The sequence below is a fragment of the Acinetobacter sp. SK-43 genome, assembly GCF_015351505.1.
In the GTDB taxonomy this organism is placed as follows: domain Bacteria; phylum Pseudomonadota; class Gammaproteobacteria; order Pseudomonadales; family Moraxellaceae; genus Acinetobacter; species Acinetobacter junii.
Window position 1 is genome coordinate 1 of the sequence record NZ_JADKPY010000032.1, and the last position, 15,766, is coordinate 15,766.

Annotated in this window: 15 protein-coding genes; 5 read left to right on the plus strand and 10 right to left on the minus strand. The window is 37.5% G+C overall.

The window, feature by feature from the left end; genetic code table 11:
- Window positions 1-202: 202 nt before the first annotated feature.
- The 3 genes from IRT38_RS07600 (at window position 203) to rimI (ending at window position 2,734) form a co-directional block, all read left to right on the plus strand.
- The gene (locus IRT38_RS07600; RefSeq protein ID WP_004952673.1) at window positions 203-1,084 is read left to right on the plus strand and encodes a metal-dependent hydrolase; all 882 of its coding nucleotides are present in this window, start codon (window positions 203-205) and stop codon (window positions 1,082-1,084) included.
- Window positions 1,085-1,289: 205 nt separating this feature from the next.
- Window positions 1,290-2,174: a metal-dependent hydrolase gene (locus tag IRT38_RS07605; RefSeq protein WP_194597356.1), complete on the plus strand. Its 885-nt coding sequence runs from the start codon at window positions 1,290-1,292 to the stop codon at window positions 2,172-2,174.
- 98 nt (window positions 2,175-2,272) lie between these two features.
- Window positions 2,273-2,734: a ribosomal protein S18-alanine N-acetyltransferase gene (gene rimI, locus IRT38_RS07610; RefSeq protein ID WP_004913946.1), complete on the plus strand. Its 462-nt coding sequence runs from the start codon at window positions 2,273-2,275 to the stop codon at window positions 2,732-2,734.
- A 1-nt stretch (window position 2,735) separates the two neighbouring features.
- Here rimI and IRT38_RS07615 read toward each other — a convergent pair whose 3' ends face one another.
- The 4 genes from IRT38_RS07615 to trxB all read right to left on the minus strand — a co-directional run bounded on the left by IRT38_RS07615 (window position 2,736) and on the right by trxB (window position 7,020).
- Window positions 2,736-3,551, minus strand: coding sequence for an arginyltransferase (locus tag IRT38_RS07615; protein ID WP_194597357.1), 816 nt, complete (start codon window positions 3,549-3,551; stop codon window positions 2,736-2,738).
- A 28-nt stretch (window positions 3,552-3,579) separates the two neighbouring features.
- A complete protein-coding gene (gene aat, locus IRT38_RS07620; RefSeq protein ID WP_004952680.1) occupies window positions 3,580-4,311 on the minus strand; it encodes a leucyl/phenylalanyl-tRNA--protein transferase in 732 nt (243 codons plus the stop codon).
- A 90-nt stretch (window positions 4,312-4,401) separates the two neighbouring features.
- A complete protein-coding gene (locus IRT38_RS07625; RefSeq protein WP_194597358.1) occupies window positions 4,402-5,958 on the minus strand; it encodes a class I SAM-dependent methyltransferase in 1,557 nt (518 codons plus the stop codon).
- Between the two features lie 111 nt (window positions 5,959-6,069).
- Window positions 6,070-7,020, minus strand: a complete 951-nt coding sequence (gene trxB, locus IRT38_RS07630; protein WP_004952686.1) for a thioredoxin-disulfide reductase — start codon at window positions 7,018-7,020, stop codon at window positions 6,070-6,072.
- Window positions 7,021-7,275: 255 nt separating this feature from the next.
- Here trxB and IRT38_RS07635 point away from each other — a divergent pair, with 255 nt between their 5' ends.
- The gene (locus IRT38_RS07635) at window positions 7,276-10,362 is read left to right on the plus strand and encodes a DNA translocase FtsK 4TM domain-containing protein (protein ID WP_194597359.1); all 3,087 of its coding nucleotides are present in this window, start codon (window positions 7,276-7,278) and stop codon (window positions 10,360-10,362) included.
- 127 nt (window positions 10,363-10,489) lie between these two features.
- A complete protein-coding gene (gene rhtC / locus IRT38_RS07640) occupies window positions 10,490-11,107 on the plus strand; it encodes a threonine export protein RhtC (RefSeq protein WP_194597360.1) in 618 nt (205 codons plus the stop codon).
- Between the two features lie 37 nt (window positions 11,108-11,144).
- Here rhtC and IRT38_RS07645 read toward each other — a convergent pair whose 3' ends face one another.
- The 6 genes from IRT38_RS07645 to IRT38_RS07670 all read right to left on the minus strand — a co-directional run bounded on the left by IRT38_RS07645 (window position 11,145) and on the right by IRT38_RS07670 (window position 15,604).
- Window positions 11,145-11,432, minus strand: a complete 288-nt coding sequence (locus tag IRT38_RS07645) for a PA4642 family protein (protein ID WP_004952694.1) — start codon at window positions 11,430-11,432, stop codon at window positions 11,145-11,147.
- Window positions 11,433-11,613: 181 nt separating this feature from the next.
- Complete coding sequence (gene minE, locus IRT38_RS07650; protein WP_004663449.1) at window positions 11,614-11,886, minus strand: cell division topological specificity factor MinE; 273 nt, start codon at window positions 11,884-11,886, stop codon at window positions 11,614-11,616.
- A gap of 2 nt (window positions 11,887-11,888) precedes the next feature.
- A complete protein-coding gene (gene minD / locus IRT38_RS07655) occupies window positions 11,889-12,701 on the minus strand; it encodes a septum site-determining protein MinD (RefSeq protein ID WP_004913932.1) in 813 nt (270 codons plus the stop codon).
- A gap of 65 nt (window positions 12,702-12,766) precedes the next feature.
- The gene (gene minC, locus IRT38_RS07660; RefSeq protein ID WP_004913931.1) at window positions 12,767-13,486 is read right to left on the minus strand and encodes a septum site-determining protein MinC; all 720 of its coding nucleotides are present in this window, start codon (window positions 13,484-13,486) and stop codon (window positions 12,767-12,769) included.
- Window positions 13,487-13,603: 117 nt separating this feature from the next.
- On the minus strand, window positions 13,604-14,662 hold the full coding sequence (locus IRT38_RS07665; protein WP_129262133.1) for a preprotein translocase subunit SecA: 1,059 nt from the start codon (window positions 14,660-14,662) through the stop codon (window positions 13,604-13,606).
- A gap of 24 nt (window positions 14,663-14,686) precedes the next feature.
- Window positions 14,687-15,604 (minus strand): acyltransferase, encoded by a 918-nt coding sequence (locus tag IRT38_RS07670; protein WP_194597361.1) that lies wholly within the window; start codon window positions 15,602-15,604, stop codon window positions 14,687-14,689.
- Window positions 15,605-15,766: the final 162 nt, after the last annotated feature.

Here is a 15,766-nt window from a genome sequence, read left to right on the forward strand (position 1 = left end):
TCGCCTAGAGTGATAAAAAAACACCCCTCAAGGGGTGTTTTTTTATATCAATTGTTTGACAATTTTATTGAATAGTGTCCCAAACTGATACTTTGCTGTCCCAAACTGCACTTAATTGATCCATATAAAAACGTAATATAAAACTCAAGAAAACGAACAAAAGTGCTCAGTGAAAAAAGTTCACTGAAAAGGAGTAGGCGGTATGAATGCTAAAGTAAATATTTCAAATCGTGCAGGTGCAAGTTTCCCAGTACGTCGTATGAATTTTGATTTTGATCAAGTACCTGAATACTGGATGAGTGGCTCAGCAGGTCTTACACATTTTATGACTGCATTATCTGCTTTATTTCCAGATGGTGAGAAATTATTTATTGATTCAGTTCGTGCTGTGCGTTATCACCCAGCGATTAAAGAGAATGAAGAGCTGCAAAAAGAGATTAGTGCGTTTATTGGTCAAGAAGCAATGCATACTCAAGAGCATGTTAATTTCAATGCTTCTGCTCAAAAATACGGTCATGATGTAAGAGCCTTAGAACAAATTACAGGTCGTTACATTCAATTTGCTTTAAATAATTTTTCGAAAATCGTAAAACCTTTTGGTATGACACGTGAGATGGTTGATCTCACCGCTACGACTGCCCTAGAGCATTTTACAGCGACGATTGCATCTGAATTATTGCGTAATAAGCATATCCAAGATTTGATGACAGATGACACAATGTCTTATATGTGGTTCTGGCATGCGGTTGAGGAGAATGAGCATAAAGCAGTTGCATATGATGTATATGAGTCTGTTTTTGGCACAGGAATTAAAGCATACGGCTTACGTACAACAGCGCTCGTATTTGCCATGACTTTAATTTTTATTCTTCAGTCATACTTCACTTTACGTTTGCTTAAGCAAGATAAAAAGCTAAATCTTAAAGAGTTGGGAATGATTTATAAGTATGGTTATAGTCCATCAAAAGGGATCATCGCAGGAATGGCAGGAGAAATGCTGGCGTACTTTAAACCACGGTTCCATCCGAATGATTTAGATACAGTTCAATTATTAAAAGATTGGAAAGCGAAATTAGGTTTGTAAGCCTTATTTTCTTCAATACTGTTTGTTTTTAAAGGGCATGAATTTGCCCTTTTTCTATTTTTAATATTTTCATAAAAACTTGAAGACATGTCCTAAGATGATGCTTTTATGACCTTATCTGCACTTAATTAAAGCATGATAAACAGCGTATAAAATAAGAATGGATAAAAACAAAGAATGGATTCATCATTAAGGAGAATAAGGTATGAATGCTAAAGTCAATATTTCAAATCGTGCTGGCGCTAGTTTCCCTGTACGTCGAATGGATTTTGAGTTTGGTGATGTGCCTCGATATTGGGCAAATGGTGATGCTGCACTCACGCATTTTATGACTGCTTTATCAGCGCTATTTCCTGAAGGTGAACAATTTTTTGTAAACAGTACTCGTGCGGTTAGAAACGATCCTAAATTAGCTGACCCTCGTTTGCAGAAAGAAATTAGTGCTTTTATTGGTCAAGAGGCGATGCATTCTAAAGAGCATTTAGCGTTCAATGCATCTGCTCAAGCCTATGGTTATGATGTTCGTAAGATGGAAGAGCAAACAGGCAAAGTGATCAATTATGGTGTTAATGTAATTACTACATTACTTAAACCTTTTGGTTTCAACAAAGAAATGATTGGATTAACTGGAACATGTGCTTTAGAGCATTTTACCTCTACAATTGCTGAGGAATTATTAAGTAATCCAGATATCCAATCGATGTTCATGGATGAGACCATGTATCATTTGTGGATGTGGCATGCTGTTGAAGAAAATGAACATAAAGCTGTTGTCTTTGATGTGTACGAGGCTATGTATGGTCAAGGTGCTAAAGCTTATTTTATGAGATCACTAGCACTTGTGATTGCAATGGGTCTGATTTTTATTACCCAATCTTATTTCACTGCAAAACTACTCAAAACTGATGGAAAACTAACATGGCGTGACACGAAATATATGCTGAAGTTTATGTATGGTTATAAAGGTTTTATGACCCGTCAAATACCAACTTTACTAGCGTTCTTAAGACCTAAATTCCATCCAAATGACTACGACACCACTGAATTATTAAATAAATGGCGTGCCGAGTTAGGTTTTAATCCTCACTAAATAAAATGGGCAATCAATCAGATTGCCCATTTTTTTTATTTAAATTTGGTTTTAAATTGTCGATAATCTGCCAATTAGGTTTTTGACAAGGTATTCACGTGATTCGATTGATGCAAGAAAAGGATTTGGATAAAGTTGCTGAGATTGAATGTTTAGTTCAAACACATCCGTGGTCTAAAAAACAATTTCAGGAGTCTTTGCTTTCTTACCAATGCACAGTCTATGAAACTAAAAATCAAATAGTAGGATTCTGTATTTTACAGCCTGTGTTAGATGAAGCTAATTTGTTACTGATGGCGATCCATCCAAGCCAGCAGGGCAAAGGCCTTGGATACGAGTTATTAGATTATTCAATTCAACTTTTAAAAAATAATCCTATCCAAATTTTTTTAGAAGTACGTCAAAGCAATCATGCTGCAATTCGTTTGTATGAAAAAATGGATTTTCATCAAATAGATTTACGCAAAAATTATTATCCCAATTTGGATGGTACAAAAGAGCATGCTGTGATTATGGTCAAAACATGCACTGATGATTTCGCGTCTTTATTTAAATCCTAAATTATTTAATGATTAGATCATTCCACTCTGAAGGTAGTGTACTCATGAGTGAGTTTCCGAGTTGATGAATTTCTTTCTCAGATAATGGGCGATTGAGTCTACGCCATTGACCATCTAGTAATAGTTCAAGTGGTGTGTATTGTGACTTGTAGTTCATTTTCGCTGAGTGTGGCACCCAATAACCAAGATACAAATAATCAAGATTTAGAGTTTTTACATATTCAATTTGTTTAAGAATGGCATAAACGCCCAAGGAGCGACGTTGTTCATCTGGGTCAAAGAATGTGTAAACCGCAGATAAACCATCATCCATCAAATCACAAGTAGAGACCGCAATTAGTTTTTGGTCTTTCCATAATTCGATAAAAAAACTTTCTGTGCAACTGTGTACGAGAAACTTCTCAAACTGATCATAATTGGCTGGATACATATCACCATCTGAATGTCGCTCGTTAATATATCTCTCATAAAGCTGATAATGTTGTTCTGTCGCTTGCGAGGTAGGCAAGATATTCATGCTTAAATCTTGATTGCGTTTCCATGCCTTTTTTTGGCTGCTATTCATTTGAAATTCTTGAATAGGGACTCTACACGACAAACATTGACGACATAAATGACATTCTGGGCGATAAACAAAGTCACCACTGCGACGAAAACCAACACGTGACAGTTCAGATAATGTCACCACATCAATGCGATGAATTGGATCTAAGAACACCATCCGAGCTGATTTGTTATCGAGGTAACTACAGTCATGTGGTGGAGTAATGTAATACTGTAAGTCATTTAAAAGGGACTTGGGTTGGTATGATTTCATTAATCTGTCCCTCCAAGGTGTTAATCCGTTAACCGTCTAATTTTGAAAAAAGAGCTATTGTTTTACTTGAAAATACACGTTCTTGATAACTTTTCCAATTGATAGAGGGGGTAATAATTACATCTTGTAACGATTTTAAATAGGCTTGGCGAGAAAGTGTACGTGCTCCAAGACTTAAAAGGTGATCGTTGACCAATTGGCAATCGATCCAAGGCAGTTGATTTTCCTGTCCAATTAACATCAGTGTATAAAATGCCATTTTAGAGACATCTGTTTCGGTGCTAAACATCGACTCACCAAAACATCCTTTACCAATAGTGACACCATACAAACCGCCTACAAGCTGTTCACTATTCCAGACTTCGACACTATAGGCATATCCTGCTTTAAATAGAGCTGAATATCCTTCAATTATATCTTCACTAATCCATGTCTCATTTGCATAACTTCGTGGTAACGAACAGGCACGAATGACTTGTTCAAATGCATGATTAATCGTAATTCGATAATCATGTTTTTTCATATTTCGTAGTAAGGATTTGCTAGGTTTATATGCCTGTGGTTCGATAATGCAACGTGGTTCAGGACTCCACCAACAGATAGGTTCATCTTCGTTGAACCATGGAAATAATCCATGTGTATAGGCTTCAAATAATGTAGACGGTGAAAGATCTGCACCAATACAGATGAAACCATGTCCCTCGGGATCTGCTTCAATAGGATCAGGAAAAATATATTGAGAGGGTGGAAGTTGATGCATAATAAAATGAATATGGAAAGGATTCAGATTAAACTAATCTAAGAAAGGTCGAATGGCAAATATAGTACTTCGCCATTTGATCATCAGTATTTAATTAAATAAACGCAATTGTTTCGCGATTTCCAACTTCTTACTTTCTAAAAATATTTGGGCTTTAGATTGGATAATTTCAATGCTTTTAACTTGATCTGAAACCGTTTGACCATCTTTATCTAAAACTAACCACCCAAGCTGTTGGATGACATCTTGCACATAGTAAGCAAAATCTGTTGCAGTCGTTAAACCCTCTATAAAATGAGCGCGATAAAATAATTGATGAAAATGTTCAGTCGGTATACCAATGCCTGTGATTGGACTAATTAAAACGCCATAGTTTTGATGAAAACTCGCTTGTTTTAAAATGTAGTGATTTAGATTGTGGCAATGCTCGAACATTTTTTGAGATGGTTCATTATTTTGACATGGTTGGGCTAGTCCAAGATGGCACAGGATAACGAGCGCATTTAAGATTTTTGCATAGTGAAGCTCGGGAAAACTAGCCTCTAAATCTGCAATAGTGAGCGGTTGATAATTAACTTCAGCAAATCGATTGCCAATAGGTTGATAAATTTCCTCTATCAAATTGAATGTCCCCAATAGGCCTGTAATGCTATTCGGTAATTGTTCTTTGGCTATTAGAAGTACAAATGCTGTTTTTCGGAGTTTTGCTTGGACTTGTAATGGGGTTAAATTATTTTTGCCTCGAATAAATAAATCTCGTCTAAATTGCGTGTTGGCAAAATAATCTCGGCACTGTTCTTTGAAAATCGGGTGTTCAATCGCATTTAGAAATTGCTGATGTTCTTCTGAAAAATTAATGTTATCTAAATGCGTTCCTAAGTCTGTAGACCCAGCATAAGATAATTTAATTTCATCTAGGATTCTGACTACTTGCTGAAATGAAAAGCATTGCCAATCTTGATTCAAATATTCATGAATTAAGTAATTTGGATTTTGTTGTTTGAGATCGATTACTTTTTGCAAAGCATTGGGATTTCTTTGAGCAAAGATTGGATTTTGTTTAAGTAGTTCTTCGCTAAAATTTAATGCTTCATTTACTTTTTGCAGTGGGTTTGTACTTTTGCTATTAAATTTAAAATGGCTATGAAATAACTCGCGTATAGGCATATTGGCAGCCCAACCTGTCACGCAGTTATAACTGATATAGACAATACCATTGGGTTTTAAATATTTACGAATGAATTTCAAAATGATGTGTTGGTTTTCATAGCTTATCCAGCTCCATATTCCATGTAGGCTAATTGAATCAAACATGGGTAAATCATTTCGATTTAATAATTCTTCAAAGCTATCATCAAAAAAATACGGCTTAGTTTGGCTATGTTGTGCTAATTGGTTGGCATGAGCTGCATGTGCAGGGTTAAAGTCAGTACCGTAGAAATTGGCATCAGTACTTGCTGCATGTATGTTGATGCTGACACCTTGCCCAAAGCCAAGTTCACAATGTGTTTGATTTGTCTGAATATCTGGACTATCTATCCCATTTAAAAGTAAGCAGAATTTTTGGAAGTTAGGGCTAAGATCACGATAATACCCATAGGTGTAATTGACTTCAGTTTGGTAGCCATTGGTCCATGTTGTTGTCATGCATTCATCCAAAATATAATTGTTGTTAAATAAAGCCATGTTTTTGATTGTATGTATCATTTAACAAAAAAAGCCACCATAAAAATGGTGGCTTTTTAAACTTAATGTAAATTAGTTTAAATTATCAAGATACTTCTCAGCATCTAATGCTGCCATACAGCCTGAACCTGCTGAGGTAATCGCTTGACGATAGATACTATCAGCTACGTCACCAGCAGCAAAGACGCCTTCAATTGATGCTGCTGTTGCATTACCAGAAGTGCCACTTTGAACTTGAATATAACCATCACGTAAGTTCAATTGACCTTCAAACATATCTGTATTTGGTTTGTGTCCAATCGCAACAAATAGACCTTGTACTTGAACATCTTGTGTACTTGAATCTTGGGTAGATTTGATACGTACAGATGTTACACCAGTATTATCACCCAATACTTCATCGACTTGATGGTTCCAAATGATGCTGATCTTACCTTCTTTTTCTTTCGCAAAAAGATGATCTTGTAGGATCTTTTCAGAGCGCAAGCTGTCACGACGGTGAACTAATGTGACATGAGCTGCGATATTTGAAAGATAAAGTGCTTCTTCAACTGCAGTGTTACCACCACCCACAACCATGACATTTTGGTTCTTATAGAAGAAACCATCACATGTAGCACAAGCGCTTACACCTTGTCCCATGAATGCTGCTTCTGATTCAAGACCTAAATACTGAGCGGTCGCACCAGTTGCAATAATGAGAGCATCACAGGTGTATTCTTCCATATCGCCTTTTAAAACAAACGGGCGTGTTTTTAAATCAACTTCATTGATATGGTCATATACGATTTCTGTACCAAAACGTTCAGCATGGGCTTGCATACGCTCCATAAGTACAGGACCAGTTAATCCTTCAGGGTCACCAGGCCAGTTATCAACTTCAGTCGTCGTTGTTAATTGACCGCCGAGTTGTAAGCCAGCAATGAGTGTTGGTTTAAGGTTTGCACGCGCTGCATAAACTGCTGCACTGTAACCCGCAGGACCAGAACCCAAAATAATTAACCGTGAGTGACGAGCGCTCATTAAAGAACATCCTTTTTATATTGAAAATGCTAAAATTATACGTGAATCCGTAGGGGAGTGGGCTAAATCGATGATGATAATATTGATTAACTCAATCGAATTGCGCTATATCCGATCAGGATGTTAACAACAACAGTAAACAATCGTGCATCTTTTTTGTAAGAACACGTGCATAATATTAGACTTATTGATTAGGGTTGTTCAGACCTTAAATAATAGACAAACAAATAACGAAATTGGGTTACAGGACTGTATATGACTGCGGTGTCAAGTGTTTATGCACAACGCTTTTTAATGACATTATTTTTGATTTCTTTTGGCATTTATCTATTTCTTGCCACAGTAACCTATACTCCATTTGACCCAGGTTGGATGCATATATCTAGTGATACCCAACAGGTTTCCAATGCGAGCGGTGTTGCAGGTGCTTGGATCGCAGATTTGTTATTTGGATTCTTAGGATGGGCGAGTTTGCTGCTCCCGATTTTTTTGTTTATTGAAGCAATCCAAGTATGGTGGCCAAGAAGTTTCCTTAATCGTCCGTTTCGTTATGCGGCACAATTCTTTCTCGTGTTATCTGTGGCGAGTTTGTTCTATCTGCACTGGAATACTCCTGCGGACACTCTAGATAATGCAGCTGGTGGAATTATTGGTTATGAGTTGGGACAAAGTCTGACTGGCTTGCTGACAATATATGGTGCAACGTTATTTTTACTTGCATTCAGTATTTTATTATTAACTTTAGCCTTTGGAATCCAGTGGGATAAAACATGGATTACTCTAAAGAAAACACCCGCATATTTGCAGGATCTATTTTATAAGAATGTACCTCAACAAGAGTCAGCGTATGATCGTACTGAACAAATTACGATGACTGAAACGCCGTTAAAAACCAATGCTCAGACTTCTGCTACTGTAGGTGCAGAACCAGTACTAGCCAATCATTCTACTCACGATATTATAAACCAAGAGACTCAAACTAAATTTGATGATTCTCATCATCAGGTATTGGCTGAGCGATTATTTGCCGATGTGGCCGCAAAAGAACAACAACGCATGAATGCCCAAGAATCAAAACCAGAGGACGATTTCGAGCAAACATTAAAACGTGCGCACCAATTCGAGGCTGAAAGTCAAAGACTCATACAAACTGGTGAGGTTTGGCGTGCACTGCAACATGATGAACAAAGCCATAAACAAGAAATAGATGCTTTACTGAAAGCTGCAGATGATCGTAACGAGCTTGATGATCATCAGATGTTAAATACATCATCACATTCTAATGTTGTTCAGAAAACTAATCATCGTGATTTAGATTGGAATGATGATGAAATTTTTGATGAATTACTCGCTGCTGTTCCAAATAGCAAAACAGCGACAGATGTTCATACACCATTCAATCAAGAGTTGCAGACTTCTTCATTGCAACAAAAACAACAGTTTGAGGTGGATGAAGATATTGATGAATTTGAATTCGCTGTAAAGCCAGAGAATACTGTAGTCGTTGAAGAAAATATTCATTCCCCGATCAGTGCTCATGATGAGGTGAAACAAACTCAGAAATCTGAATTTGATGACTTCGATGATTTATTGATAGACGAAGATGAGTTTAAGACACCTTCGACAAGCACAAGTTATGCCCAGTCATCTGCTTTCGTAAAAGCACCAATTGAAGTTGAAGTACCAAAAGAAAAATTATCTAAGGAAGCATTCATCGAGGCATGGCAGGAAACAGCTGGTAAAGCAGAACCAGAATTAGAAATCGATTTGGATGATGATTTTGATCTAGATGCTCCTTTAACTGATGCTTTCGGACGACCAATGTCACGAGCAATGCAAGTTGCCCAAAAGCGACGCGACTTACCTACCTTGCCTGGTTTGGAGTTATTAGATCGTGTTGATCCAAATAAGAAAGTGAATTTTACAGCTGATCAATTGGCTAGATTATCTGAATTGCTTGAGATCAAACTGCAAGAATTTAATGTCAAAGCACAAGTGGTGGAAGCACAGCCTGGACCAGTAGTGACACGTTTTGAACTTGATCTTGCACCAGGTGTTAAAGCATCAAAAGTTACTAATATTTCACGCGATCTAGCGCGCTCAATGTCGATGGCTTCCGTACGTGTTGTTGAGGTTATTCCTGGTAAACCATATATCGGGATTGAAGTACCTAATAGTTCTCGTGAAATGGTGCGCTTGATCGAATTATTGGAAACCCCAACTTATCGTGATCCAAATAACTTGATCAGTATGGCGATGGGTAAAGATATTTCAGGCAATCCCGTACTGACTGATTTAGCCAAAGCACCACATATGCTAGTAGCGGGAACAACAGGCTCAGGTAAATCGGTTGCAGTAAACTCGATGATTCTATCGATGTTATTAAAGTATACCCCTGATCAATTGCGCTTAATTTTGATCGATCCAAAACAACTTGAGTTGGCAAACTATAGTGATATTCCTCACTTATTGACACCTGTAGTAACAGACATGAAGGACGCTGTTAGTGCCTTAAATTGGTGTGTAAATGAGATGGAGCGTCGTTATAAGTTGATGTCATTCTTGAAGATTCGTAAATTAAGTGACTATAACCGTAAAGTTGAAGAAGCGATTGCAAATGGTGAGGATTTGATTGATCCGACGTGGAAACCTAGTGATTCAGCGACTCAAGAAAGAGCACCTCGATTAACACCATTACCTTCGATTGTTATTGTTGCCGATGAATTTGCAGACATGATCATGCAGGTGGGTAAAAAAGCTGAAGAAATGATTACGCGTTTAGCGCAGAAATCACGTGCCGCTGGGATTCATCTTTTACTTGCGACACAACGTCCATCTGTCGATGTTATTACAGGTCTCATCAAAGCCAATATTCCAACGCGTGTGGCTTTACGTGTGAACAGTAAGATCGATTCACGTACCATTCTTGATGCGGGTGGTGCAGAGGACTTACTTGGACATGGTGATATGTTATTCCTTGGACCGGGTAAAATCGAGCCTGAGCGTGTTCACGGTGCATTTATCAGTGATGATGAAGTGAACCGTATATGTGATGCTTGGCGTGAACGTGGTGAGCCAAATTATGTGGATGAAATCTTGACGCCGTTCGATGAAGAACCTACATCACGTGGTTTTGAAGATGGCGATGGTGATCCTAGTCGGGATGCTCTATATGACCAATGTGTTTCTTTTGTTTTGGAAACCCGAAAAGCTTCAACTTCATCACTTCAACGTAAATTTAGTTTAGGTTATAACCGAGCTGCACGAATTATCGATCAGATGGAAGAGAATGGAATTGTGAGCTCAATGGGGGCAAACGGGAAACGAGATATTTTGGTTTAAACTAAATGATCATTTAAAAAGCCTCAATTTCGAGGCTTTTTTATTTTCATTTTTATAGATTAAATATGGTAAAAATCACGTTTTTTAATTAAGCTGATAGACCATCGTCTCAGCATCGAGATCAGTTATGTTCATCGCTTTAAGTACACTCATTTTCATTCATTTTTGTGCATTGATTACACCTGGTCCAGATTTTTTCCTTGTGTCGCAAACAGCAGTAAGTCGTTCACGTAAAGATGCTGTATTAGTTGCAGTTGGAATATGCATGGGCGCGATGCTGTGGTCTTTGTTGGCATTAATGGGACTGAATATCATTTTTGAGAAAATGGCTTGGCTTAAACAAGGACTTTTGATTGCTGGTGGTTTATATCTGTGTTGGCTCGGTTATCAGATGCTGCGTTCAGCATTTTCTAAACAAAAGCAGGAAATCAAACAAATTACCTTACCTCAATCAGCATGGTTGTTTTTTATAAAAGGTTTGCTCACTAATTTATCCAATCCTAAAGCAGTCATTTATTTTGGTAGTGTGTTCTCGCTCTTTCTTGCTAATCCACTTTTTGATCAACATCATTTCTTATTGTTTATCATAATAGCTGTTGAAACATTGGTATGGTTTTTACTTGTGGCTTTTGTATTTTCGCTACCTACATTCAGAAATGCTTACCCGAACTTTGCTAAATGGATTGATGGTATTTCTGGAGGGCTCTTTACTTTGCTCGGTGTTTATTTGATTGGTAGCCGATAACAGAGAAATCAAAGCCTGCTTGAAGCAGGCTTTTTTATTATGCAAATTTCGCTAGGACTTCTAAGAATCCATCTTTTTGACGAGGAAATTGTGCAATTACATCGTGAATGCGTTGCCCTTCAGGGTTGGTTGCATTTAAGTCACGACCATCTGCTAAAAATTTAGTAATTAATCGTTCGTAATCATTTGGGCGCATATGTTTAAACGCATGATATAGAACGTGAAAGTCAGCGTTTACGCCTGCTGGAGGAAGTTGGTTGAGGTAGGCAAAAACACGCTCATCTGACCATTCTTCATTGAAAGTTGCTGGCTGTGATAATGCCATGACAATCTCCTGAATTTAAAAATAATAAAGGCAAAATACGATGCAGGATCAGAAAAGCGTTAATTCTCTCAATTTATTCGAAAAAAGTATTTCAAAACAATTGTGAAAATAAAACTCAAACTTTTCAAATTCTGTTGTGTATTTTGCCTTTATTTACAAAAAATCGCTAATTGAAAAACTTCTATCGATCTTCAGGTAAATTGATATTCATTTCCAACATTTCGATGTTAGCTTCTGAACGAACTTGCATTTGGATATGTTGTTCGTCTACACCACGAACATAACGACTTACCACTTGCATGATCTCTTTTTTCATTTGATCAATTTTGTCTTGGCTTAAACGACGACCAAGACCTTGTTCAGACGCAACAATAACTTTTAAGCGATCTTTGGCAGTTTGTGCACTTGATGGTTTTTCATCACTGCTAAAAAGTTTACTCCAGAATCCTGCCATAATTACGCTCCAAATAGTCTAGCTAACCAACCTTTTGGCTGTACTGTGATGTGTCGATATGGACGATCCTCACCAAGGAAACGAGCAACTAAATCATCATACGCTTGTCCTGCTTTTGCTTCAGAGTACAAAATAACAGGTTTACCTTCGTTTGATGCTTGAAGTACGCTTGGACATTCAGGTACAACACCTAGTGTTGGTACACGTAAAATGTCTTTTGAAATATCGTCAATCGTGAGCATTTCTTGTTTATCCGCTCGTTCAGGATTGAAGCGAGTAATACAAAGATGCTTACGAATACGTCCTTCGTTTTGCTCAACTTTTTTAGTTTTGCTGTCTAACATTCCGATGATACGGTCAGAGTCACGAACAGATGAAATTTCAGGGTTTGTTACGATGATTGCTTCATCAGCATGATACATCGCAAGGATAGCGCCACGCTCAATACCTGCTGGAGAATCACAAATGATGTAGTCAAACTCTTGAGAAAGTTCATCAATAACTCGTGCAACACCTTCATCACTCAATGCATCTTTATCACGTGTTTGTGATGCAGGAAGAATATATAAGTTTTCAATATCTTTATCACGGATCAGTGCTTGCTGTAAGCGAGCTTCATTATTAATGACATTTACAAAGTCATAGACTACACGGCGTTCACAACCCATAATCAAGTCAAGATTACGCAAACCCACATCGAAATCAATCACAACAGTTTTATGACCACGTAGGGCTAAACCTGTTGCAAAAGATGCACTTGTTGTAGTTTTACCTACACCACCTTTGCCTGACGTTACGACAACAATTTTGGCCACCGAATCCACTCCTATTTATGGTCATACGCCCCTAAAAGGGCTTTTTTGGTGTTTAATGTGATAACTTAAAACTGCAAGGCTTCAAATTCAAGCTCTTGCTTGTTATTTAAATAAATATGTACAGGCTTTTTGATCATATCTTTAGGAATATCATCTGCTACACAATAAGTGCCCGCAATAGAAATTAATTCTGCTTCAAGCGAATTGCAAAAAATTCGTGCGGACATATGTCCACCCACACCAGCAATGACTCTACCACGAGCATTCCCGTAGATGTGAATATTTCCAGATGCAATTACTTCAGAACCACTATTCATGCCAGCATTCAAGATAATATCACCCTGATCTTGCACTAAACATTGTCCAGTTCGCAAAATTTCATCATGATATGAGGTGATATGCGGACTTGATGTAGCTTTTTGTGGTATTTCTTTTGCAGCCTGATCTGCTGGTTTTTCGACAACATGTTCGATGACTTGTTCTTTAGATGCTTTGATCCGCTGTAAAGGTTGATCTGCGGGCAATACAGGGAATTGGATTGCACGTGCTTCATCACCTAAGATTCCATCGATTACAGCCATAGGTTGTAAACCAATATCGATCAGTAGCTGTATAAGAGCAATCAATTCTTGTTCAACGGTACTGTCTAGAATGACTAAAGTTCCTAAATAGGAACCTTCGTTTAGTGTGCTAGTAAGTTGCTGTCGGATTGCATCGTGGTCATTTGTGTCGAACGTGAGTCGACTAAAATTCACCATTCTGCCCGTAATCCGTATGTCAGCCATAATTTATCCTTCAGGGCTTTTTAAGCACTCTATTGTGTTTAAGCATGTTGTAAATAAAAGCAAATGCTAGAACAAATTACACGAATTCTCTAGCTTGATTAGTAAATTTTCTTGTAATCACACTGCTTTTTTATCCAATTGATCATATTCATTTAATGTTTGTTGCCATTGTTTAACTTTGACTTGTTTTCGAATCGCTTCGAGGCTTTCATAGACTACTGATTCTACGAGTTCTTCTAAGTATTGGTTATCAATATTTAACTGACTGACTTTTTCTGCGATCAGCAAATAGTTTTCATTTGGACGTTCAAATGAGCCAGCAGTGAACGGTTCAATCAAACCCGCGGTAATGTTTTCACCCAAACGTTGTCCGATACTTTGAATTTGTTGTTCTATGCGACTGCCAACAATAGGAATCAGACGTAATAGTTGAGTGAGTTCAGGTGTATCTTCGATTGCCTGATTAACAATATGACCTACTTTTTGAGTAATGATTGGTTGTTGCTGTTGTAAAGCTTTAGCGAGCGATTCTTGCAACATTGAAGATAGTGTCACAGTAAATAATTGACGATGATGATCGACTAGATCATGAATAATTTTTTTATGACTTGAGCTAGTATCCAGTTCGTGTTTAATGCCATCGATTACAGTGATCACAACCCGATCAGAAAGTTCTTCCATGACAACACGATAATAAAAAATTGCTTTTAAGCGGATGCTATCGGGTACAACTTTATATCCAAGCTCATGTAAACGATACGCGATAATCCCCGCACGGAATAAACGCAGAAAGCGAAAGTGGGGGATAATTGCAACAATTTCATACCAGTGAATAAATGGAAAGAACCACCAACGCGCGTGATGCTTTTGTATGATTGATAGTAGCCAACGAATCGCAAGCTCCACAATCAGGAAGATAATAAACCAAGCTTCGGTTGTGATAACCCATGGATGTAGATAGCTACGATAAAACTCTAAAACGCTATAGAGGTGAATGGTGTTAAAAAACCATTCACCAATATTACTCATCAGGAAAAAGTTCATTCCAAGACAGAACAAATTGAAAACAATAATAAAAACCATGAAAATGTCATAAATAAGAAACAGCTTGAAGAACTTACTGTTCGGATTAACATAGTTATATTTAGAGTTTTTATCGGTGTCCTGCTGGGTCATCTTTCTGCTCAATCCTTGAAGAGATTATGAATTATATCTTGATTTGAGTTGACTAATAAGTTGATCTTTTTCAGTCCAGATTTGATCTACCCATTTCTGAAAGCGTTCACGATAAACTGCATCATCTTCGTAATTTCCACCCAAAACCCAATCAGGAATTTCAATTTTGCGTAAATCAACAGCAATGCTTGAAACGTCACCTAACCAAAAGTCCCCATAACCCGGTGCACCTTCAGGATAGACAATCGTCATATCCACTAATGCATCAATCTTGTCACCAAGTATGTTTAATGCTAGGGCTAAGCCACCCGCTTTGGGTTTAAGTAGATTCTTATAAGGTGATTGTTGTTGTGCATGTTTTTCAGGCGTAAATCGAGTACCTTCTAAATAATTGAGAAGGGTGAATGGGTGACTTAATAGTTGTTCACATGCCTTACGTGCTTCTAGCAAATCACGATGTTTGAGTTCAGGATTTTTAGCGATTTGTTCTTTGGTATGGCGTTTCATCATTGGGAAACCCAAGATTTTAAAAGCCTGACCTACAAAAGGAATAAAGATCAGCTCCCACTTCGTAAAAAAGCGAGTAAGAGGCATTCTATTCAGACCAAAATATTGATTAACCGTTGTATCCACCCAGCTTTGATGATTACAAATCATCATATAGCGACCTTGTAGATTGAGATCTAATTTTTCATCAATGGTGATGTCCCATTTTAGATTTGGTAAAACTTTCTCAATCAGTTGGTTGTTTACCCCAATCCAGCTATTGGCTAGTTGAATATTGGTTTCGTCTACTTTGGCAGATTTTTTGAATAATTTAGTGAGACCTAAAGCCAGAACAGGAGGTCCATGTAGAAATGTACTTCCTGTGATCACAGAACTAACAGTAAGACCTTTACTGACCTTTCGCAATAATGATGTTTTCTTATTCGCGGTAGACATAAATCGAACCTTGAGGCAGATGTTTTGAAAAGATGGATTAACTATAAACAACAGTGGTTTAAATACAACTGTATATTTATTGATATTGACATTTTTTTATATATTTAAACCATTTGAATTAATTTTTCTGTGCAGAAAACGTGAATCTGTCGCATATGTACA

Bases quoted from the DNA above. Each gene is read 5' to 3' on its own strand.
- IRT38_RS07600 (WP_004952673.1), top strand. From the start codon at position 203: ATGAATGCTAAAGTAAATATTTCAAATCGTGCAGGTGCAAGTTTCCCA.
- IRT38_RS07605 (WP_194597356.1), top strand. From the start codon at position 1,290: ATGAATGCTAAAGTCAATATTTCAAATCGTGCTGGCGCTAGTTTCCCT.
- IRT38_RS07615 (WP_194597357.1), bottom strand. From the start codon at position 3,551: ATGAAATCATACCAACCCAAGTCCCTTTTAAATGACTTACAGTATTAC.
- aat (WP_004952680.1), bottom strand. From the start codon at position 4,311: ATGCATCAACTTCCACCCTCTCAATATATTTTTCCTGATCCTATTGAA.
- IRT38_RS07625 (WP_194597358.1), bottom strand. From the start codon at position 5,958: ATGACAACAACATGGACCAATGGCTACCAAACTGAAGTCAATTACACC.
- trxB (WP_004952686.1), bottom strand. From the start codon at position 7,020: ATGAGCGCTCGTCACTCACGGTTAATTATTTTGGGTTCTGGTCCTGCG.
- IRT38_RS07635 (WP_194597359.1), top strand. From the start codon at position 7,276: ATGACTGCGGTGTCAAGTGTTTATGCACAACGCTTTTTAATGACATTA.
- rhtC (WP_194597360.1), top strand. From the start codon at position 10,490: ATGTTCATCGCTTTAAGTACACTCATTTTCATTCATTTTTGTGCATTG.
- IRT38_RS07645 (WP_004952694.1), bottom strand. From the start codon at position 11,432: ATGGCATTATCACAGCCAGCAACTTTCAATGAAGAATGGTCAGATGAG.
- minE (WP_004663449.1), bottom strand. From the start codon at position 11,886: ATGGCAGGATTCTGGAGTAAACTTTTTAGCAGTGATGAAAAACCATCA.
- minC (WP_004913931.1), bottom strand. From the start codon at position 13,486: ATGGCTGACATACGGATTACGGGCAGAATGGTGAATTTTAGTCGACTC.
- IRT38_RS07665 (WP_129262133.1), bottom strand. From the start codon at position 14,662: ATGACCCAGCAGGACACCGATAAAAACTCTAAATATAACTATGTTAAT.
- IRT38_RS07670 (WP_194597361.1), bottom strand. From the start codon at position 15,604: ATGTCTACCGCGAATAAGAAAACATCATTATTGCGAAAGGTCAGTAAA.